General features: G+C 50.2%; 19 protein-coding genes and 1 tRNA gene. 4 read left to right on the top strand and 16 right to left on the bottom strand.

Annotation, left to right across the window (positions count from 1 at the left end):
* The first annotated feature begins 271 nt into the window (after window positions 1-271).
* Both BLU57_RS01460 and BLU57_RS01455 read left to right on the top strand, forming a co-directional pair.
* Window positions 272-2347, top strand: a complete 2076-nt coding sequence (locus BLU57_RS01460) for a carbon starvation CstA family protein (RefSeq protein WP_090315258.1) — start codon at window positions 272-274, stop codon at window positions 2345-2347.
* 12 nt (window positions 2348-2359) lie between these two features.
* A complete protein-coding gene (locus BLU57_RS01455; protein WP_090315255.1) occupies window positions 2360-2560 on the top strand; it encodes a YbdD/YjiX family protein in 201 nt (66 codons plus the stop codon).
* A 150-nt stretch (window positions 2561-2710) separates the two neighbouring features.
* On the opposite strand, the gene BLU57_RS01450 is transcribed toward BLU57_RS01455, so the two are convergent.
* The 11 genes from BLU57_RS01450 to BLU57_RS01400 all read right to left on the bottom strand — a co-directional run bounded on the left by BLU57_RS01450 (window position 2711) and on the right by BLU57_RS01400 (window position 11306).
* Window positions 2711-3259 carry a phosphatidylglycerophosphatase A family protein gene (locus BLU57_RS01450; protein WP_090315252.1) on the bottom strand — a complete coding sequence of 183 codons (549 nt, stop codon included), beginning with the start codon at window positions 3257-3259 and terminating at the stop codon, window positions 2711-2713.
* Window positions 3240-4211, bottom strand: a complete 972-nt coding sequence (thiL, locus tag BLU57_RS01445; protein ID WP_090315250.1) for a thiamine-phosphate kinase — start codon at window positions 4209-4211, stop codon at window positions 3240-3242. Before thiL ends, BLU57_RS01450 begins: the two co-directional genes overlap by 20 nt.
* Before the next feature lie 12 nt (window positions 4212-4223).
* Entirely contained in the window at window positions 4224-4724 is a 501-nt protein-coding gene (nusB, locus tag BLU57_RS01440) for a transcription antitermination factor NusB (protein WP_090315248.1), read from the bottom strand.
* Window positions 4721-5203, bottom strand: coding sequence for a 6,7-dimethyl-8-ribityllumazine synthase (gene ribH / locus BLU57_RS01435; RefSeq protein ID WP_090315246.1), 483 nt, complete (start codon window positions 5201-5203; stop codon window positions 4721-4723). The genes nusB and ribH overlap by 4 nt, the downstream gene beginning before the upstream one ends.
* 68 nt (window positions 5204-5271) lie before the next feature.
* Entirely contained in the window at window positions 5272-6363 is a 1092-nt protein-coding gene (gene ribBA, locus BLU57_RS01430) for a bifunctional 3,4-dihydroxy-2-butanone-4-phosphate synthase/GTP cyclohydrolase II (protein ID WP_090315244.1), read from the bottom strand.
* 15 nt (window positions 6364-6378) lie between these two features.
* Window positions 6379-6984 carry a riboflavin synthase gene (locus BLU57_RS01425; protein WP_090315305.1) on the bottom strand — a complete coding sequence of 202 codons (606 nt, stop codon included), beginning with the start codon at window positions 6982-6984 and terminating at the stop codon, window positions 6379-6381.
* Window positions 6985-7083: 99 nt separating this feature from the next.
* Entirely contained in the window at window positions 7084-8757 is a 1674-nt protein-coding gene (locus tag BLU57_RS01420; protein WP_090315242.1) for a tetratricopeptide repeat protein, read from the bottom strand.
* Window positions 8758-8808: 51 nt separating this feature from the next.
* The gene (locus BLU57_RS01415) at window positions 8809-9081 is read right to left on the bottom strand and encodes a DUF4242 domain-containing protein (protein WP_090315240.1); all 273 of its coding nucleotides are present in this window, start codon (window positions 9079-9081) and stop codon (window positions 8809-8811) included.
* 61 nt (window positions 9082-9142) lie between these two features.
* On the bottom strand, window positions 9143-9739 hold the full coding sequence (locus BLU57_RS01410) for a TetR/AcrR family transcriptional regulator (protein WP_090315238.1): 597 nt from the start codon (window positions 9737-9739) through the stop codon (window positions 9143-9145).
* Between the two features lie 79 nt (window positions 9740-9818).
* Window positions 9819-9895 (bottom strand) — tRNA-Arg (locus BLU57_RS01405).
* Between the two features lie 127 nt (window positions 9896-10022).
* Window positions 10023-11306 carry an HlyC/CorC family transporter gene (locus BLU57_RS01400; RefSeq protein ID WP_090315235.1) on the bottom strand — a complete coding sequence of 428 codons (1284 nt, stop codon included), beginning with the start codon at window positions 11304-11306 and terminating at the stop codon, window positions 10023-10025.
* Between the two features lie 305 nt (window positions 11307-11611).
* On the opposite strand from BLU57_RS01400, the gene BLU57_RS01395 reads away from it, so the two are divergent.
* Together BLU57_RS01395 and cphA are read left to right on the top strand one after the other, a co-directional pair.
* On the top strand, window positions 11612-13939 hold the full coding sequence (locus BLU57_RS01395) for a cyanophycin synthetase (protein WP_090315233.1): 2328 nt from the start codon (window positions 11612-11614) through the stop codon (window positions 13937-13939).
* A complete protein-coding gene (gene cphA, locus BLU57_RS01390; protein WP_090315231.1) occupies window positions 13936-16509 on the top strand; it encodes a cyanophycin synthetase in 2574 nt (857 codons plus the stop codon). The genes BLU57_RS01395 and cphA overlap by 4 nt, the downstream gene beginning before the upstream one ends.
* Before the next feature lie 565 nt (window positions 16510-17074).
* Here the strand turns inward: cphA and ftsZ are convergent.
* The 5 genes from ftsZ to murB all read right to left on the bottom strand — a co-directional run bounded on the left by ftsZ (window position 17075) and on the right by murB (window position 22193).
* A complete protein-coding gene (gene ftsZ / locus BLU57_RS01385) occupies window positions 17075-18226 on the bottom strand; it encodes a cell division protein FtsZ (RefSeq protein ID WP_090315228.1) in 1152 nt (383 codons plus the stop codon).
* Window positions 18227-18294: 68 nt separating this feature from the next.
* Window positions 18295-19533, bottom strand: a complete 1239-nt coding sequence (ftsA, locus tag BLU57_RS01380; protein WP_090315226.1) for a cell division protein FtsA — start codon at window positions 19531-19533, stop codon at window positions 18295-18297.
* 20 nt (window positions 19534-19553) lie between these two features.
* Window positions 19554-20330 (bottom strand): cell division protein FtsQ/DivIB, encoded by a 777-nt coding sequence (locus BLU57_RS01375; RefSeq protein WP_090315224.1) that lies wholly within the window; start codon window positions 20328-20330, stop codon window positions 19554-19556.
* The gene (locus tag BLU57_RS01370) at window positions 20320-21237 is read right to left on the bottom strand and encodes a D-alanine--D-alanine ligase (protein WP_090315222.1); all 918 of its coding nucleotides are present in this window, start codon (window positions 21235-21237) and stop codon (window positions 20320-20322) included. Before BLU57_RS01370 ends, BLU57_RS01375 begins: the two co-directional genes overlap by 11 nt.
* Window positions 21237-22193: a UDP-N-acetylmuramate dehydrogenase gene (gene murB / locus BLU57_RS01365; protein ID WP_256206052.1), complete on the bottom strand. Its 957-nt coding sequence runs from the start codon at window positions 22191-22193 to the stop codon at window positions 21237-21239. The genes BLU57_RS01370 and murB overlap by 1 nt, the downstream gene beginning before the upstream one ends.
* Window positions 22194-22201 lie beyond the last annotated feature (8 nt).

Below are 22201 nucleotides of genomic sequence, written 5' to 3'. Positions count from 1 at the left end.
TTCCTGACGATCCAATAATGTTAAGCGAGTGCGTTTGTGTATCTTCATCTACAGTATTCTCCTGAATACTGTAAACAACGCTAGGGATTCTTACAGCTAATAGCATATCAATAAACAGCTCAGGCCAAGAAGTATTGGTTTATAAGAACCACAACTCCAATAGTAATGATAGTTTTTCCAGTATCAAGAAACTAAATATAACGTTCGATCAGAATAACGCGGTTTCACAATTCTCAGTAAAATAAGAACAGTTTTTCTACTAGGAACCTTTATGAATCTGTTAATAAAATATCTTGTCTGGATAGCCCTATCGCTCGCCGGAGCTTCCGCTCTCGCTGTCATCGCCCTGAATCGCGGTGAATCGATCGGCGCCATCTGGATCGTTATCGCGGCGGTGTGCGTTTACCTTATCGCTTTCCGTTTTTACAGTTTGTTCATCGCGAACCGGGTGCTAAAACTGGATGAGAGGCGGATGACACCGGCGTATAAGCATAACGACGGCCTTGATCATGTGCCAACCAATAAATATGTGCTGTTCGGACATCATTTTGCGGCGATTGCCGGGGCAGGCCCGCTGGTGGGGCCGATTCTGGCGGCGCAGATGGGTTATTTGCCGGGTATGCTGTGGCTTTTGGCCGGTGTGGTATTCGCCGGTGCGGTGCAGGATTTTATCGTGCTGTTCATTTCCACGCGGCGCAATGGCCGCTCGCTCGGAGATCTGATCAAATCCGAGCTGGGTCAATTGCCCGGCATGATTGCCATGTTCGGCACTTTTTTCATTATGCTCATTTTGCTGGCAGTGCTGTCCTTGATCGTGGTCAAGGCACTAGCCGAATCGCCGTGGGGCACATTTACGGTAGCGGCAACTATACCGATTGCGTTGTTCATGGGGATTTACGCACGTTATTTCCGTCCTTGTGCTATCGGTGAGGTGTCGATCATTGGTTTTGTGCTGCTCATGTTGTCTATCGTTGCCGGGCAATATGTACAGGAAGATCCTGAGTGGGGTGCGATGTTCACGTTGAGCGGTGAGCAACTGACTTGGTTGTTGATCGGCTATGGCTTTATTGCTGCGGTTCTGCCGGTTTGGTTATTACTGGCACCACGCGATTATTTATCGACTTTCTTGAAAATCGGCACCATCGTGGGCTTGGCGATCGGTGTGATTGTGATCTCTCCAGAACTGAAAATGCCGGCGTTGACACAGTTTATCGATGGCTCCGGCCCGGTTTGGTCGGGCGATTTGTTTCCTTTCTTGTTTGTCACCGTGGCCTGTGGCGCAATTTCCGGTTTTCACTCGTTGATTGCTTCAGGCACCACACCCAAGATGATTTCGTCGGAAGCCGATGCGCGTTTCATCGGTTACGGCGCGATGCTGATGGAGTCGTTCGTTGCCATTATGGCGCTGGTTGCCGCGGCAACCTTGGAGCCCGGCATTTATTTTGCCATGAACAGTCCGGCGGCCATCATCGGCACCACTGCGGAATCGGCGACGCAAACGATCACTCAATGGGGATTTTATGTAACGCCGGAAATGATTCACCAAACTGCGCAAAATGTCGGCGAACATAGCATCATTTCACGTACCGGCGGCGCGCCGACGCTGGCGGTCGGCATGGCGCAGATTTTGTCGGAAGTCATCGGTGGCACAGCGATGATGGCCTTCTGGTATCACTTTGCGATTTTGTTTGAAGCATTGTTCATTCTGACCGCTGTTGACGCCGGAACACGCGCCGGACGTTTCATGTTGCAGGATTTGCTGGGATCGTTTGTTCCTGCCATGAAACGCACCGACTCAGTCGTTGCCAGTCTGGTTGCCACCGGTCTTTGCGTCGCTGGTTGGGGATACTTTCTGTACCAGGGAGTTATCGATCCGCTGGGGGGTATTAATACGCTGTGGCCATTGTTCGGTATTGCAAACCAAATGCTGGCGGGGATCGCATTGATTCTGGCGACCTGCGTGCTGTTCAAGATGAAGCAGGATCGCTTTGCTTGGGTGACCTCCATTCCGTTAGTGTGGGTCAGCGTCTGCACGCTGACAGCGGCGTGGCAAAAGATTTTCCACGATAATCCGCGCATCGGGTTTCTCGCACATGCGGAGAAATACCAGGAAGCGGTGGCGCAAGGCATCGTATTAGCACCGGCCAAGTCCATCGAGCAGATGCAGCAAGTGATTTTCAATGATTACGTAAATACCTCGCTGGCCGGTCTATTCATGGCGGTGTTGATCAGCATGTTGGTATTTGGCATCCGGACCGTGCTGCAAGCCCGCATCGCTCACCATCCGACGGCTCAAGAAGCGCCGTTTGAGTTATTGCCCGTTTACGCAGCGAATGAAAACAAATAATGGAGATTTAACATGTATAGCAAAATTACCCTCACTTTGCGCCATTTCGCACAAAGCCTGCGATTAATGGTCGGTATGCCGGAATACAGCACGTATGTCGATCATATGAAAAGCACTCACCCTGATCGGGCCATCATGACTTATGAAGAGTTCTTCCGCGAACGTCAGGAAGCACGCTACGGGGGGAAAGGCAGATTAAACCGGTGTTGTTGAAACCGCTCTAGCGGGCCGTTGAAAAATGTTTTTGAGGCAGCCGAACAAGGCAAGAACAGGCGAAAAAGTGCAGTTTATGCGTGATAAACGAGCATTTTGAGCCTGTTGTTAACGCCGTAGCGGCAACGCAGATTATTCTTCAACGGTCTGCTAAAAATAGGCTTCGGACAAAACCCAGGCTTTCCATCCGGCTAAACACAGTAGCGTAAAGAAAGCGGCCACCATATCATCGAACATGACGCCAAACCCGCCTTGCAGATGTTGATCGTAATAGCGAATCGGCTGGGGTTTGGCGATGTCAAACAGGCGAAACAACGCGAATGCCGCCAATTGCCAAGCCCAATGATCGGGGGTGAAATACAGCACCAGCAGAAAGGCTACGGTTTCATCCCAGACCATGCCGCCATGATCCGGATCACCCAGCGCTTTGCCGCAAAGACCGCATGCCCAGATGCCTACAATAAACATGATGTCGATCAGCAAGAGAAAATAAACCGGACTCAGATAATGATTGAATAACCAGAATAGTGGAAAGGCGACGAGTGTTCCCACCGTACCGGGAGCAAACGGACTGAGCCCCGCACCGCCGGAGAATGCAATGAAAGGGGCGGCATGGCTGTAGACAAAATCCGCATTCGGCTGGAATTGCGGCGCTGGAGAATTGAGTGAATCGTGAGTTTCAGGCGTTGAAGTGGTCATATCCTTTGCTATCCAATGTCATTGCACTGCCTTGTGCGTCTTTTACCGTCAATCCCGCGCCGGAATAAATTTCGCCGATACGGGTGAGCGGGAGGGTTAATTCAACGGACAGCTTTTCAATTTCCCGGCGGTTTGTTTTAGCTGCCGTGAAGCATAACTCGTAATCATCCCCGCCCGCCAGCAGACAATCGATGGCAATTGATTGCTGCCGGTATTTTTTTAATACCGCTGAACAAGGTATATCAATTATATTAATACAAGCGGCTTTTTCTGAGGCAGCCAGAATATGCCCCAAATCCGCTGCCAAACCATCAGAGATGTCGATGGCGCTATGCGCCAGGCCGATCAGGCGCTGCCCTAGCTCGACCCTGGCTACCGGCGTCAATAACGACGGCAGACATTGGGCGATTTCTTCAGGCTCCAAGGTGATCTGTTGTAATTCATGGCACAGCGCCAAAGCGGCATCGCCCAGCTTGCCGGAAACCCAAATGTCATCGCCCGGTTGCGCGCCGCTGCGACGTAATGCTTTCCCGGCCGCAACCTCACCGATGATCTGTATGCCGATATTTAATGGCCCGGCGGTGGTATCACCACCGATCAATTCCACATGATAGCGGTCAGCGAGCGTGAAAAAGCCTTTACTGAATTCTGCTAACCATGCTGTATTCTGGTTGACTAATTCTTCCGGTAGTGTCAGCGCTAGTAATGCCCAGCGCGGTTTGGCGCCCATGGCGGCCATGTCAGACAGATTAACCGCCAGGGATTTGTAGCCGAGCCGGTAAGGATCGGCATCAGCGAAGAAATGCTTGCCGCTGACCAGCGTGTCGGTCGATATCGCCAATTCGGCTCCGGCCGGTACACTGATGAGTGCCGCATCGTCACCGGTTCCCATTATTGCATTCGTTACAGGCCGCTTGAAATAGCGGCGGATGATATCGAATTCCGAGGCCACGCGGGTGTGATACTAGAGACGGTTTTTTACCGGTCTGGGTGCCGAGATTTCAACGGCGCGCAGCTGAATGGCCAGTTTATCCAGCACGCCATTGACATACTTATAGCCGTCGCTGCCGCCGTATGTTCTGGCCAGTTCAATGGCTTCGTTGATGATGGCGCGGTAGGGGATTTCCGGGTGATGAATCAACTCAAAAGTGCTGAGCAACAAAATCGCCGACTCGACCGGACTGAGTTCATTCAAAGTACGATCCAAATGCGGCTGGATGATTTTTTCCAATTCCTCGGCATGCTGTACCACGCCATGCAGCACATGCACAAAATGCTTGTCGTCAACATGTTTGAATTCGTCGGATTCGCGTAACTGCTGCTCGATAAAGCTGGCCGTACCTCCAGCCACTTGCCATTGATAGATACCCTGCACAACAAATTCACGCGCTATCCGGCGACGACTTTTGTATTTTTCCGTTTTGCTGCCAATGGATGGATCAGTTTCTGTCACGGCGCTGTTCATAAATCGATTTCATCAATTTTAATATGCAAATTGGCCATCTCCAGCGCAACCTGCGCGGACTCCGTGCCCTTGGTGCTCATCCGGGCAATCGCCTGGTCCTCGTCATCGGTGGTCAATACACCATTAGCCACAGGAATTTCTGCTTCCAACTGCACCATGAGGATGCCGCGCGCCGACTCGTTGGCGACTACTTCAAAATGATACGTGTCGCCGCGAATCACGGCACCTAAAGCAATCAGCGCGTCGAATTGATCGGACATGGCCATTCTTTTCAGCGTCAATGGAATTTCCAATGCACCTGGAACCGTCGCGATCAGGACATTGGAGTCCAGCACGCCATTTCTTTTGAGTTCCGCTGTACAAGCACCGAGCAAACCTTCGCCGATATCGATGTTAAAGCGGCTCATGACAATGCCGATGCGCAAATCTGATCCATCCAGATTAGGCTCAAATTCAAGTATTTCATCATAGTACGGCATATCCGGCTCCTGTAATGTTAATTAATCGCAATGATAGCGTGATCGCCGGGAATGGAGAATCATGGTTTTTATTTTTCCACGTAACGCGTTACTTCCAGACCAAATCCGGTCATGCTGGGCATTTTTCTGGGTGTCGCCATTAACCGCATTTTTCCTACGTTGAGGTCTTTCAATATTTGCGCACCAATACCATGGTCGCGCAAATCCGGTTTGAGCGAGCTGGAAACATGTGTGTCCTGCGATTGTACACGTTCAATCAGTTTTGCCGGGCTTTCTTTCCGGTGCAGCAGCACGATAACGCCTTGTCCTGCTTCGGCGATCAATTTCATCGCGTCATGGATATTCCAGGAATGCGTGTTGTCATGAATGTCGAGCAAATCAACCACCGATAACGGTTCATGCACCCGTACCAATGTCTCAGTTGCCGGATTGATTTCACCTTTGACCAAGGCCAGATGGGCGGTGTTGGCAATTTCATCACGGTAAGCCGCCAGCAGGAATTCGCCGTGCAGCGTTTGAATAGTGCGTTGCGCGACACGCGTAACCAAGCTTTCGTTTTGGCTGCGGTATTGAATCAAATCCGCAATGGCGCCGATTTTGAGTTGATGCTTCTGAGCGAAGACCATCAGATCAGGCAATCGCGCCATACTGCCGTCTTCTTTCAGAATCTCACAAATCACCGATGCCGCTGTCAAACCGGCCATCCTGGCCAAATCGCAACCGGCTTCGGTATGTCCGGCACGCACCAATACGCCGCCTTTTTGCGCCATCAGCGGAAAGATATGTCCCGGTTGCACGATGTCTTGCGACTTGGCATCGGGCTTGACGGCAACCTGGACAGTTCGTGCGCGATCCGCTGCGGAAATGCCGGTCGTAACACCGCTGGCGGCTTCGATGGAGAGTGTGAAGTTGGTTCCCAGCGGCGCGCGATTGGCCGATACCATCAAGGGCAAATCCAGCTGATGACAGCGTTCCTCGGTCAAGGTCAGGCAAATCAAGCCGCGCCCATGCGTCGCCATGAAATTGATCGCTTCCGGCGACACAAAATCGGCGGCGAGCACCAGATCGCCTTCATTCTCGCGATCTTCTTCATCAACCAGAATGACCATTTTGCCCATCTTAAGATCGGCAATGATGTCTTGTATGGCACTGATACTCATAACTGTCTACTCCGGCTAGCCTTCAATATTTAATAATCTTGCCACATAGCGAGCCAGCATATCAGTTTCCAGATTTACCAGCATCCCAGCGACAAGTTCTTTCAGATTCGTCATCACCAGCGTATGCGGGATGAGATTGACTGAAAACACATTGCCTTCAATCCGGTTAACCGTCAGACTGACACCATTGACGGTAATCGAGCCCTTATGCGTTAAAAACCGCATTATGGATTCCGGCGCCTGAATGACCAATACAAAGCTTTCACCAGTAGGTTCAAACCTCACCACAGTGCCAACAGCATCCACATGCCCGCTGACCAAATGACCGCCCAAACGGTCGGACAAACGCATGGCTTTTTCCAGGTTGACGTGCGCGGCAGGTTGATCCAATCCAATGGTGCAATTCAATGTTTCTTCGGAAACATCGGCTGCAAACGAATCGTTTGTCAGCGTGGTTACCGTCAGACAAACGCCATTCACTGCAATACTATCGCCCGGCATGACATCGTCCAGATCCAATCCTTGCGTGGAAATGGTCAGTGATAAACCGCCATGACCTTTATCGGTGCAAGGCTGGATACTGGCGATGGTACCCACAGCTTCTATGATTCCGGTAAACAATTCAAATTTCCAGGTTACATCATCCAATAAAGCGCATAGTTTAACATTACCCATTGATAAGAACCTGCCCGGATGGCAGCTTGGCGCGGATTACCTGAATTAGCGCCCGAAACGGGACGCGGTCAGCGTCACATCGGCACGTTCCCAGGCTTTTTTGAAGCGCGCTTCGATCAGGGCTGCTTGATCGTCCTTTTTTTGCGCGCGCATGGCCTGCATCAGGCCATACAGTGCCCAGCCATTATTGCGATTACGGCGCAGGTCTTCCCAATACACCGTTTCCGCCTGGGCTGGTTGTCCCGATTCCAGTAGAATCACGCCCAATGCCAACCTAGGGGACAGATGAAATTCGGCCGGTTCGGTATAGATCAGCGCATCTTCCAACCGCACCGCCTTTTCCAGATACGCAATAGCCTGCTCATACTGCCCTTGCGCGGCCGCGATTTCACCTGCAAGCACTTCCGGAGCGATGCGAAGCACGGTGCTCGAGGTATTTTTCGACAATAATGGGTGGTCTAATTGGGAATCCGCCATGATTTTGCGCAGCGCCGCGAGTTCCTGCTCGGCTTGTGGTAACTGCTTCGTGGCCACTAGTGCAAGGCCGCGCACATAATGCCAGCTGCCAGTTAGAAAAGCATTGATCGATGGCGGCGGAGTTAGGTCAAGAATTTCCTGCCAACGCCCGAACCTCGCCAGCGCCCAATACGGTGTCACGCGGAAAACTGCCGTCAGCGGAAGCGCTTTCAGCACGTCGTCATCGATTTTCCGGGCGGTCTCTTTGGCCGATTCGATTGCAAGCTGGCTTTGTCCATCCGATGTCGCCGCGAACCAGAGAAAGTGAATATTGTGCGGGTAGTAAACCATCGGATACAAGCCGTGGGCATGATCTTGCGCGATGTAAGACTCGTCCGCGGCAATAGCCATTTGATTGCTCTTGATCGAATCGGCGTAGCGGCCGACGCGTTGGTAGATATGCGATGCCATGTGAATCATATGTCCTGCTTCCGGCATTAATTCAAGCAGCGTATCAGCCGATTTCTCGGCGCGTTCCGGCGTCGATGTTGGCTCTATTAGGTGTATATGCATATGCAAGGCGCCGGGGTGTTCCGGATAACGCCGCAGCACATCTTCTGTTAGCGCGACGATTTCGGCAGTGCCTTCATAAGGAACACCGTCGAGCATCCAATAACCCCACGGCCGCAGATCCATCATCGATTCGACATACAGCATGGCAATGTCCGGATCATCCAGAAAACGCCGGTGCACGTCGCGCATCGCTGCCGCATAAGCTTGATCATTGGTGGTTCTGTGCTCGGCTTTGCCGGAGTAGCGTTTTTCAAGGGCGTTGATAAGCGCCTGCTCCTTCTCGGTAGCCCGTGCCATCAGAGATTTTGCCTGTTGCATGATTTCCAGCGCCTGGGGTTCTTCATTCGGCTCCATCATGGCGTTAATGTTCGGGCCTAGCACCAGCGCCTGTCCCCAGTACGCCATCGCAAGGCCGGGATCCAGCCGAGCTGCTTCGCGGAATGCCTGACGAGCCTCGGCATGGTTGAAGCCATAGGCGAGATTGAGCCCTTGATTAATGTATTGCTGCGCTAATGGATTGCTGGTACTGACCGGAAAAGCGTGCTTGCCGAGGTTTTGCAGCCGGGGCGCAGAGAGTTCTTTCGCGGGGGATTGGTTGCTGGGTTTTTCAGCGGTGGCCCATGAAGCGGCAGGAGTCGCAATGGCCAGAGCTGCGATCAAAAAGAGGGAAACAATAACTCGAGGGTGCATGACTGCCTCCGTAAAAAAGTTGATGCTCAGGTTAACAGAAAATTTTCGAGGCTATTCAGCCGTGGTGGGATCGATCACGGATCGAACTTGCGCAACGTGGGTTACAGGGAAATCGCCCTGTTCCGCGTGTGTTCGAATAGCGGCCTCGTCCGGTGCAATATAGAGGCAATACACTTTGTCATCGGTCACATAACTTTCCAGCCATTGGATGCTTGATCCCATGCTGTTCACAATAGCGCAGGATTTTTGCGAAATGGCTTGAAGGTCTTGGGGCGTGAGCGAACCTGCTCCAGGAATTTCACGTTCGATAATGTATTTAGGCATATTTTCTCCTTTAATTTTAATTAAAAACGACCGGTCGTATTTCTTAATACCAAAAAAATAACTACCGTATAAAAAAATCATTCAGTAAATCGTGACAACATTGCTTGATTGGCGCGGACGACTTTTCTATTTGCATCCGCAACAGCGCACCTTGCCACGTATTAATCAATAAATCAGCCATTTCCTCTGGCGTTTTGTCCGTTCTGACCGATCCTTGCTGCTGCGCCTGAGCCAGGCCAGATTGTAATAAATCGCGATATCGTGCGATGGCGGATTGCAGGGATTGCTGACATACGTCGCTGGTGCTGCCGATTTCTCCCATGAGGCTGCCTAGCAAACAGCCGCCTTTAAATTTGTTTTCTTCAAGTTCCACAATCAGCTCGTCAAAATAGCGCCGGATAGCCCCCAATGCATCAGAACCCGATTGCTGAAGATGCAGGGACAACCGTGAAATGAACGGCTCGATATAATGCTGGATGACTGCCGCACCAAATTCTTCTTTGCTGCTAAAGTAGTTATAAAAAGAACCTTTGGGAACATTAACCGCATCAAGAATTTCCTGTAAACCGGTGCCGTGATAGCCTTGGTTCATGAAAAGGACAACACCCTGGTTCAAGAGGCTTTCTCGATTGAATTCTTTTTTATTGGGTTTTGGCATACCGAAATAATACGACTGGTTGTCTCAAAGATCAAATAAAAAAACCATTACTATCGATTAGCAAGTGATTACGGATGGATGGCGCGCCCAACACGATTCGAACGTGCGACCCCCGCCTTCGGAGGGCGGTACTCTATCCAGCTGAGCTATGGGCGCTTTGATGAATAAATCTTCAAGTTATAATTGCGGCGCAAGGATAACCGCTTTTGTTATTTCCGTCCAACCCGGTTTAATGACCTTTGCAGGGATTGCGCTACAGGAATAACCCGTTTTGTCTTTTTAACTACTCAGCATGCTTTATCTCGGCCGCAGTCGCGGCAGGAAAGATTTTAACAGTTTTTACCACCCGGTTTTTAGTTTGAATCACTTCCATCGGATAACCGGCAATGCTAAGACCGGTTCCAGCCTCCGGAATATCCTCGAAATACTCCAAGATCAAACCATTCAAAGTTTTCGGTCCGTCCAACGGGAATTGAAAGCCCAGTTTGCGGTTTAATTCGCGCAATAAGGTGCTGCCTTCAACAATAAAACTGCCATCTTCCTGCTTCGAGAAAGTACTGGCCAGATTAGGTGCTTGTGTGGTGAATTCACCGATGATTTCCTCCACAATGTCTTCCAGTGTAACCAGTCCCAGCCATTCGCCATATTCATCAACGACCAACCCGACTCTTTTCTGGTTTTCCTGGAATAATTGCAGTTGCGAAAATAAGGATGTTCCGGAAGGAATGAAATAAGGCTCACGCATGACTTTTTCAAGCGTAGCCGCGGTTATTTTTCCTCCCTGCATTTGATTCAATACCTTGCGCACATGAACGATGCCGACAATATTATCCAGGCGCTCGCGGTATAGCGGCAGGCGGGTATGGTGGCAAGTCAGCAATTGCGTATGAATAATTTCGTCATCCGCATTCAGGTCTATCGCTTCGATCTGGCTGCGCGGCACGATGACATCGTCAACGGTGATCGTCTCCAGGTCAAACAAGTTCAATAGCATGCTTTGATGCTTGTGCTGTATAAAATGCCCGCCTTCCAGCACCAGTGTTTTCAGCTCTTCCGTGCTGATCTTCTGTTCCAGGCTACCTTTTTGCGGTTTTAACCGGAACAGGATCAATAATCCGCTGACGAATAAATTAACGAACCATACAATGGGATAGAAAATAATCAGCAATGGTGTCAATACATAGCTGGCGGCTAAGGCAATCCGTTCAGGATAAGCGGCGGCGATGACTTTCGGGGTGATCTCGCTGAATACCAGAATAGCAAAGGTCACAGCGATTGTTCCCATAAACAAAGCAAAGTCATCGTGAGCAAATAGAGTCGCAACAATAATGGCGACCAAAGTTGCGGAAGCGGTGTTCAGTAAATTGTTGCCGAGGAGAATGACACCCAATAAACGGTCTGTATGATCGAGCAGCTTTATGGTCAGCCGGGCGCCGCGATGGCCTTGCTTGGCAAGATGCCGTAAGCGATAGCGGTTAATCGCCATCATACTGGTTTCAGAGAGGGAAAAAAAGCCTGACAAGATCAATAAAAACACCAATGCAATCAGCATGATGTGCAACGGCATATCTTCCAAAAGTCACCTGTAACAAGTAATGAGAATTATAAAAACATTATATATTCTGAATCTATGCAAACTTTTGTCAACCAAAAGAACCATGAGACGAATAATCAATAATTATTTTATGCCGGTTACTTCATTCAAAATATTAAATTTTACTCTCATCCAATTGATTCATAATTAACTTAATCAGTTATACTCTAATTTCCTTGTGAGTAGCCTAGGTGACGTTTGTAAAAATTGTTTTGTTTTTTGTAAACCTATCAATTTGAGCAACGTTAATAGCATCTCTTCTTACCGATTCAAATGCCATGTCTGACTCCTTAAATTTAGGCTGCAATAGTACTAAAGATATCAAATTTCTTGAAATCAAACACCTAAATGGTCCCAATATGTGGACTTATTATCCCGCTTTGGAAGCAACCGTGGATATTGGTGAACTGGAAGATTTTCCTTCCGATAAGATTCCAGGTTTTTATGAGCGCTTATCCGAATGGTTACCGACTCTGATAGAGCACCGTTGCAGCTATGAAGAGCGCGGCGGTTTTTTACGCCGCGTCAAGGACGGTACGTGGCCATGCCACATTCTTGAGCATGTCACACTGGAGCTTCAGAACCTGGCCGGTATGCGCGGCGGCTTTGGCCGTGCGCGTGAAACTTCGGTACGTGGTGTTTATAAAGTTGCATTAAGCGCCTGGCAAGCGGAAATCACCACAGCCGCTTTACATTCCGCACGTGAATTGGTTTTGGCCGCCATGAATTTTCAGCAATCCGACAACCCATCGTATGATGTCAAGGGAGCAATCCAGCGTCTTCGTGATTTGGTCGACTCACTTTGGCTTGGACCTTCCACAGCATGCATTGTAGATGCCGCAATGGCACGTAATATTCCGGCCACTCGTCTTATTGCAAAAGGAAATCTTGTGCAACTGGGCCACGGCGCACGCTGCCGTCACATTTGGACAGCTGAGACAGACCGGACATCCGCCATCGCTGAGGGTATTTCCCGTGATAAGGATCTGACAAAATCATTGCTGCAATCTTGCGGTGTTCCTGTTCCGGAAGGTCGTATTGTCGAGAGCGCCGAGGCTGCATGGGAAGCGGCGAACGATATTGGCATGCCGGTTGTTATAAAACCCTGCGATGGAAATCATGGACGTGGCGTTTTTATTGAGTTAAGCCAGCCTGAAGAAATCGAGTCGGCTTACCGCATGGCGTTACGAGAAGGAACGGAGGTACTGGTTGAACGCTATATTTCCGGAACCGAGCATCGTTTGTTGATTGTCGGTGGACGCCTCATAGCGGCAACGCGCGGTGATTCAGTATCAGTCGTGGGGGATGGTATCTCAACCATTGACGAGTTAATAGAGTCTCAAATTAATTCTGATCCACGGCGAGGATCTACAGAAGATCATCCACTCAATTTGATCCGGTTGGATAGCGCGGCACAGATGGAAATCGCTCACCAAGGATATCATCGTGATTCCGTCGTGCCAGCTGGCATTAAGGTTTTGATTCAAAGGAATGGTAATCATGCGTTTGATGTAACCGATCAGGTTCATCCCTCTACGGCGTCTATTGCATCACTTGCAGCGCGCGTCATCGGTTTGGATATTGCCGGCATTGATCTGGTCACCAGCGATATTTCACGTCCATTGAATGAGCAAGGTGGTGCCATTGTTGAAGTCAATGCAGGCCCAAGCTTGCTGATGCATATTAAACCGGCGGTTGGTAAACCCCGGCCAGTCGGAAAAGCGATTGTAGATCACTTATTTCCAGGCCAGGAAAATGGCCGTATTCCCATTGTCGGAATTTCCGGAAGTTATGGCAAAACATCGGTTGCTTACCTTATTGCCAGATTGCTTGTTCTGTCCGGCAAGCAAACCGGTTTGGCTTGCAGCGATGGACTATATCTGGACTATCGGCAAATTGATAAAAACAACAGCGCCAATTGGGCGGCAGCTAATCGCACATTACTTAATCCGACAGTTGAAGCTGCTGTTTTTGAGAATGGTTTTGATGTGCTATTGAATGAAGGGCTGGCCTACGATAGCTGCCAGGTGGGTGTAATCACCAATATTGATCCCGAGCACCATTTTGGCCGTCACGGGATTGAAACGCATAAACAGATTTATACGGTGCTCCGTTCGCAAGTCGATATGGTGACACCGACCGCTGCGGCCATTGACGATGTGGAAAAAGATATAAAACTGCCGGTCGGCGCAGCAGTCCTCAACGCGAACGATGAAATGCTGGTTGAAATGTCCGAGCTGTGTCACGGTGAAGTTATTTATTTCAGCATCGAACCGGAGCTACCGGTGATTAAGCAACATTGCGCAAGCGGAACCGGGCCTACTCAGGGCAAACGCGCTGTGATAGTACGCAATGGCAGAGTCGTACTTGTATCGGGTTCAAATGAATTGATACTGATCAATCTGCGTGAGATCGCTTCAGAAAGTGGGACGAAAAGCACGCAGGCAATCGAGAATATATTGGCAGCCGTGGGTGCCGCTTGGGCATTAGGCATTGAACCGAATCTTATACGTGTTGGAATTGAGACATTTGGTTTCAGTCAAGAGAAGTACAAACCTGAAAATCAGAATCTTCTAGAATTACAAACGCAAGGAATTAAGTTATGAAAGTTTTACGCATACGCGCTTTGCGCGGACCCAATTTATGGAGTCAGCATACTTCGATTGAAGCTACCGTTTTTTGTAGCGGCTCTGAAAATAGTATCGATACCATTCCCGGCTTTGAAGCACGGCTACGTGAGCGTTTTCCTGAGATTTCTTTACTCCAGCCCGCCGGTCATCATGAAGCGGTCACCATGGCCCATGTGCTTGAATTCGCAACGCTAGGCTTGCAAGTTCAGGCAGGTTGCCCGGTTACATTCAGTCGCACGGTACAAACACCGGAAGCCAATACCTATCGCGTTATCGTAGGATACAGCGAAGAAAAAGTTGGTTTGCTGGCTTTTGAGCTGGCACAAGCTTTATGTACCTCGGCTATTGATGATAGCGCTTTTGATTTATCGGATGCGTTGCATCGCTTACGCGAACTCAATGAAGATATCCGTCTGGGCCCAAGCACGGGAGCCATTGTACAAGCAGCGGTTGCGCGCGGCATTCCGTTTCGCCGCTTGACTGAAGGCAGTCTGGTGCAATTTGGTTGGGGCAGTAAGCAGCGCCGTATTCAAGCATCCGAGAGCGATCGTACCAGTGCAGTCGCAGAATCGATTGTGCAAGATAAAGAATTAACGAAAACTTTACTGCATGCCGCCGGCATACCGGTACCTCTCGGCCGAGAGGTGCATGATGTTGAAGATGCTTGGTTAGCCGCCTGCGAAATTGGTGTGCCTGTCGTGATAAAACCTCTGGATAGTAACCAAGGCAAAGGTGTCACTGTTAATCTTGTCACCGCTGAGCAAGTCAAAGCGGCGTATATGATTGCAGCCGAAATCAGTGATAATGTTCTGGTAGAACGCTATATCCCCGGACATGATTACCGCATGCTGGTTGTCGGCAATAAATTGGTTGCTGCCGCGCGGCGCGAACCGCCGCAAGTCATTGGCGACGGCGTGCAAAGCATTTATGAATTGGTGGAGCAAATCAATCGTGATCCCATGCGCGGCGAAGGTCATGTCACCTCATTAACCAAGATACATCTGGATGAGATATCCATTGCACATTTAGCTGCACAAGGATTGACAGCCGAATCGATTCCGGTGAAAGGAATGCGCGTTGTGTTACGCAAGAATGCCAATTTATCAACTGGGGGCACGGCGACTGATGTGACCGACGATGTACATCCCGAATTAGCGGCACGCGTAATTGCTGCCGCAAAAGTGGTAGGGTTGGATATTTGCGGTGTTGATGTGGTTTGCGACAATGTCATGAGCTCTTTAGAAGACCAGGGAGGCGGCGTTATTGAGGTAAATGCAGCGCCCGGTTTGCGGATGCACTTGCAGCCATCGTATGGGAAAGGCCGCGCAGTGGGCGAAGCCATTATTGATTACATGTTTCCCCAAGGAGAGAATGCACGCATTCCCGTGATCGCCGTCACCGGCACCAACGGTAAAACAACGACAACTCGTCTGATCGCCAATGTTCTGCAGAGAGATCAGAAACGCGTTGGCGTTACTTGCACTGATGGTGTTTATGTCGACGAGCAGTGCATGGATACCGGAGATTGCAGCGGGCCGAAGAGTGCAAGAAACATTCTTTTTCATCCCGATGTCGATGCTGCGATATTAGAAACCGCGCGAGGCGGTTTGTTACGCGAAGGCCTGGGATTCGATCGTTGTGACGTTGCCGTTGTAACCAATATTGGCATGGGTGATCATCTTGGTATGGCTTATATCAATACAGCTGAAGAGTTGGCTGTGGTTAAGCGGATTGTTGTGCAGAATGTAGCGCCCAAAACCGGTTATGCGGTGCTTAATGCGGCTGATCCGCTGGTTGCCAGCATGGCTGAACATTGCCCCGGCTCGGTTATTTTCTTTGCTCAAGACCGCCATCACCCGGTGTTGGCTATGCATCGCGCGCAGCACAAACGTGTTATCTATATGGAAAGCAGCTGCATTGTCGCTGCGAGTGAAACTGTTGAATACCGCATCCCGTTAAACGAAATCCCTTTGACGAAGAACGGTAGCATCAATTTCCAAATTGAGAATGTGATGGCTGCTATTGGCGCTGGCTGGGCGCTCGGCCTGGAATGGGCAGTTATTCACGACGGTGTCGCTAGTTTTGTCAGCAATACGCAAACTGCACCGGGCCGTTTTAATCTCTTTAATTACCGCAACGCAACCTTGATTGCCGACTACGGACATAATCCCGATGCGATCCAAGCCCTAGTCAGCGCAATTGATAATATTCCGTCAAAGAAACGTTCAGTCGTCATCAGTGCGGCAGGCGACCGGCGTGATGAGGATATTCGTCAACAGACACGAATCCTCGGTGATGCATTTGATGAGGTGGTGCTATATCAGGATCAATGTCAACGCGGTCGTGCGGATGGAGAAGTATTGTCTTTATTGCGCGAAGGTTTGGGTAATGCCAAACGCACGCAAAAAGTCAGCGAAATCGTTGGAGAAGCGATTGCCATTGATGCGGCTTTGTCCAATTTGCAGGATGGTGAGTTATGTCTTATTCTGGTCGATCAAGTTGAGCAATCACTGGGACAGATTAATAACCGTATTGCATTGGGATAATCGGGCTCAACTTTTTATTAGATATGAGCGTTATGAAATTTCATGTAATGTTGAATCTTGAATAAATAACGCTCATACGCTATCGCAATCCTTACCACAAGCTCTAAAATCAAGAGCAATAACGAATATTCCCTGAAAGTATTCGCAATGAATACGAAGTTCTGCATTGATAGCTAGCCGGTGAGCTTGTCACCCGTTATCGAGTTGCAAATAGTGGCAAAGTACGCGGCACGGTTACGACGATTCTTGCCATATCACAGCAAAATACAGCACTTGCCCCATCGTGCGGTCGAATGACGGTACTTAACGAGACAAGCAAAGTAACAAAGCATTACGAACCGGTATCCGGCTTTATTAAGCTATCCCACAAAATCCAGCAACCTTCTCCTTCTGAGAATCTACTGTATATCTAAAGCTATCCTATAACTTGACTATCGCAACCGACTTGCCAGATTTTATACCCCACCTTATACGGCGGGGTATTCATTACTTTGTTTAATTCTCTGATTTCCAATTTCTCACTCCCAAAGATGTGGAAAATTAAATCTTGAGAAATTAAATCTGATTAATCGGCTTGTCTTCTCAAGAAAGCGGGTATATCCATTGGATCAACGCCTGATTGACGCATCGCTGCAACGGTGGCGTTACTTCTTCTGCCTGTGCGCATCACGGCTGGTTCTTCGGTGGAAAAAACGGAATCCCTGTCGTCGGTACCGGTGCGTGTATGCACCACGGTTAACGGAGAATTTTGGCTTTGACTGACCAAGCTGCCAAGTCCGGTAGCCACCATGGTAACGCGCAGATTATCGGCCATATTTTCATCAATGACGGTACCGACAATAATCGTTGCATCCTCGGCGGTCATGTCTTTAATGGTGCTCATCACTTCATGCACTTCGCGCATTTTTAGCGATGAACTGGCGGTGATGTTCACTAGAATGCCGCGCGCTCCGGACAAGGAGATATCCTCGAGCAGCGGGCTTGATACCGCACGTTCGGCTGCAACCCGGGCACGATCAACACCCATTGCGACTGCTGAGCCCATCATCGCCATACCCATTTCCGACATCACGGTTCTAACATCGGCAAAATCAACGTTGACCAGACCCGGGCAATTAATCACTTCGGCGATACCCGCTACTGCGCCATACAGCACGTCATTGGCAGCTTTAAATGCATCCAGCATGGAAATATCGTTACCTAGCACCATCATCAGCTTATCGTTAGGAATCACAATGAGCGAATCCACATGTTGTGACAACGCTTCCATTCCTGCCTTGGCAGCCGCCAGACGTTTGCCTTCAAAAGCAAATGGCTTGCTGACCACAGCCACCGTTAAAATACCCATTTCTTTGGCGACCTGCGCAACCACCGGCGCAGCACCGGTACCTGTACCGCCACCCATGCCAGCGGTGATAAACAACATATCCGCGCCTTGAATCAATTCTGCAATACGGTCGCGATCTTCCAGCGCAGCTTCCCGGCCGATTTCAGGATTCGCGCCCGCGCCCAGTCCCTTGGTAATACCCGTACCCAGTTGCAGTACGGTCGGTGCTTTATTGCTTTTCAATGCCTGGGCATCAGTATTCATACTGATGAACTCAACGCCTTGCATGCCGTTCTGGATCATATGATCCACAGCATTGCTGCCGCACCCACCAACGCCGACAACCTTGATGACTGCCTCTTGAGTTTCGTTATTCATGATTTCGAACATATTGTTTCTCCTTTAGTACATTGAAATTAAAGCCGCCTGACTGCTAATACAACCCGTGAAATTTGATATTAAAAATTTCTTTGAAACCACCCCTTCATTCTGGAGAAAATCTGCTTGGCAGAGCCTCCTTGTAATCTTGAACCATGCTGATGCTGTAACTGTTCGATACCCGCCAGAATTAAACCAATACCGGTCGAATAGCGCGGTGTATGAATCACGTCTTTCAAATTGCCATGATAATTGGGCAAACCCAATCTGACCGGCATGTGAAAGATTTCCTCGCCCAATTCCACCATGCCGCGTAACGAAGCCGACCCACCCGTGATTACGATGCCCGATGACAGCAATTCTTCAAATCCGCTGCGGCGCAATTCCGCTTGCACCATGCAATACAGTTCCTCTGCCCGTGGCTCGATCACTTCCGCCAGCGTTTGCCGCGAAAGCTGGCGCGAACCCCGGTTACCGACATCGGGAACTTCCACCATCTCTTTTGTATCAGCCAGACTCCTCAGTGCACAGCCGTAGCGACACTTGATGTCTTCCGCGCTTTTGGTCGGTGTACGTAAGGCCATCGCTATGTCATTGGTGATTTGATCCCCGGCAATCGGAATCACCGCGGTATGGCGGATGGCGCCATGCGTGAACACGGCAATATCGGTTGTACCGCCGCCAATATCGACCAGACAGACACCCAAATCTTTTTCGTCATCAGATAACACGGCCATTGCAGAAGCCAGCGGCTGCAATATCAAATCGCGCACTTCCAAACCGCAGCGATGCACGCACTTGACGATATTCTGCGCCGCAGAGACCGCGCCCGTGACAATATGCACTTTCACTTCCAGCCGTATGCCGCTCATGCCCACCGGTTCACGAACATCTTCCTGGCCGTCAATAATGAATTCTTGATTCAGGATATGCAGGATCTGCTGATCAGCGGGAATATTCACGGCTTTGGCCGCTTCCATGACGCGCTCGACATCTTTCTCAGTGACTTCCTTATCCTTGATAGGCACCATGCCATCCGAATTAAAACCCTTGATATGGCTGCCAGCGATGCCGGTATACACTTCATTTATCTTGCAATCCGCCATAAGTTCCGCCTCTTCCAGCGCACGCTGAATCGCATTCACCGTCGTCTCGATATTGGCCACAACACCTTTTTTCAATCCGCGCGATGGATGGCTGCCCAAACCGATCACTTCAAAACCGCCTTCCGGAATCACCTCGGCGACAATGGCAACAATTTTCGACGTGCCAATATCAAGACCGACAATCAAATTTCTATTCTCTCGAGCTTTATTCATTTAATCCCATCTCCGTGGCCTCACGTTTCTCTCCTCGCGCCGGATTTACGTGGTACTTGTTGCATCATTTCAGGCATGCGGATGGCAAAACCATTGGGATAACGTAAATCAACATATGCCAATGGTTCTTGCTGATTTAACCGCGCAATACTGTGGTTATATACTGAAACATAACGAACCAATCTCTCTTCAATTTCATTTCGCCCCAATTCCAGAATCGTTCCGGTATTTAACTGCAAACGCCAGGCATAGCGCGGTGTCAGGCTTATTTCCGCGATATGCTGCTGCAATGGCTTCAGTATTTTGTTAAAACGCCGGAATTGCTGCGCCACTTCATGCGCGCTGGCCTCGTTGGGGCCGGTAAACACCGGCAAATCAGCATCAACCGTCACCCGGAACACCTCACCGTAAGTATTGACCAAGGCATGACTGCCCCAATAAGCCAATGCTTGATGCTCTTCCAGTATCACATTCAAACCATGCGGCCACTCTCTTTTCACTCTGGCCTCACGCACCCAGGGTAATTTTACAAAAGCTTCGCGCACTTCAGTGAGATTTACCGAAATAAAATTTCCTGCAATTTCATCCCTGACCAGTTGTTCAATTTGCTCGCGCGTCACATGCTGTAACTCGGCCTTATTTTTCTCTTTCCCATATATGACTTGCACATTAATTTCTTTGATGGGGAACAGCGGCGGCTGGATGAGTTGCAAACTGATCGCATACAGCACCGCCATCGCCACCAAAGTGAGCAATATTTTGGATAACAAATTCAAGGCGTGATGGTTATTCCACATGAGCCAGATCCAATATTCTCAAAACCAGATCCTCAAACGGGATTCCGGCTGTTCTTGCCGCCATCGGCACCAAACTATGGCTGGTCATTCCGGGCGAAGTATTGGCTTCGAGGAAATAAAACTGATTGGTTTCACTCAAGATCAAATCGACCCTTCCCCAACCCTGGCACCCCAGCACTTGGTAAGCCTGTAATGCCTGCCGCTGGATCGCCGCCTCCAATTCCGCCGGTAAACCGCTCGGGCAAAAGTATTTTGTCTCATTCGAGAAATACTTGGCTTCATAGTCGTAAAGCTCACCCGCAATTTCAATCCGCACCACCGGCAGCGGCGTTTCACCCAGAATCGCCACGGTCAATTCCTTACCGGCAATAAATTCTTCCGCGAGCACCAGCGCATCATGCTGAGCGGCCAGTTGATACGCTTGCGCCAAATCCTCGGCGCGCTTCACTTTAGTCAAACCAATGGTTGAACCCTCGCGCGCCGGTTTGACGATCAGCGGTAAACCCAACGTTTCGGCGACTTGTTCAAAATCGCTATCCGCTTGCAGCAATACGTAGCGCGGGGATTGGATACCGGCTGCCTGCCAGATCAATTTGGTGCGCCATTTATCCATCGCCAATGCACTGGCCATTACGCCGCTGCCGGTATACGGTAATCCCATTAATTCCAGCGCGCCTTGAATGGTGCCATCCTCGCCAAAACGGCCGTGCAGTGCGATAAAAGCTTTATCGAAACCTTGTTGCAGCAGTTTTTCCATGGATTGTCCGGCCGGGTCGAAAGGATGCGCATCGACACCGCTGCGCAGTAACGCATCCAGCACAGCCTGCCCGCTTTGCAGCGATATTTCCCGCTCGGCCGACCGGCCGCCCAGCAGAACCGCAACTTTGCCGAATTGATGCGCGGCCATTACGTCAGCCTCCTGGCATCGCCGATGATCCGGACTTCCTGAATCAATGCTATCCCTGTTGCTTTTTTAACCCTGCTTTGCACCATCATGATTAAAGCTTCAATATCCGCCGCACTGGCATTACCCGTATTGACGATAAAATTGGCATGTTTGGGCGACACCATCGCGCCGCCAATGTGGCATCCCTTCAAGCCGCACGCTTCGATCAAACGCGCCGCGTAATCTCCCGGCGGATTGCGAAATACCGAACCGGCATTCGGCAGATTGAGCGGTTGACTGGCTACCCGCTGCGCCAGCAATTGCTTGATGCGTTGCCGGGATTGTGCCTGATCGCCTTGCGCCAAGCGGAAATAGGCACCGGTAAACCATTCCGCGCCTATCGTACCAGCCGGTTCGCTCTGCCGTTTCACACTGCGATAAGCAATCGCGTACTCGCCGGGCTGGCGCACTACGATTTCTCCGTTGCGCTTGATGATTTGCACTTGCGCCACAATTTCCCAGGTTTCCGAACCGTAGCATCCGGCATTCATCGCCAGCGCGCCGCCAACCGTGCCCGGTATTCCGGCCAGAAACTCCGCACCAGCCAGATTGTGTTTGGCGGCAAACCGGGCTACCTTGGCGCAGGCCACACCAGCACTCGCGTAGATGAGCCCGCCGGATTGATTCTGTTCGATCAAGCGCAAATCGTTTAAACGCGCATGCAATGCCACCACCGTGCCGCGCAGCCCGCCGTCTCTGACCAGCAAATTGCTGCCCAGCCCAATCACATGAATGACTTCGTACGGCGATGCACGCAGAAAATCCGCCCAATCGTCCAGATCCGCCGGTTGGTAGTAACGATCCGCATCACCGCCCGCCCGCCAGGTTGTATGTTTGCTCATCGGCTCATCGATGCGCATTTCGCCCCGCAATGCGGACACGCCTGCCTCACCGGTTGTTTGATCGGCAACTGGCATGGCAAATC

This window comes from Nitrosomonas oligotropha (assembly GCF_900106555.1).
Lineage (GTDB): Bacteria > Pseudomonadota > Gammaproteobacteria > Burkholderiales > Nitrosomonadaceae > Nitrosomonas > Nitrosomonas oligotropha_A.
Note: the sequence above shows the minus strand (reverse complement) of the source record. Positions and strands in the feature narration are given on the sequence as shown.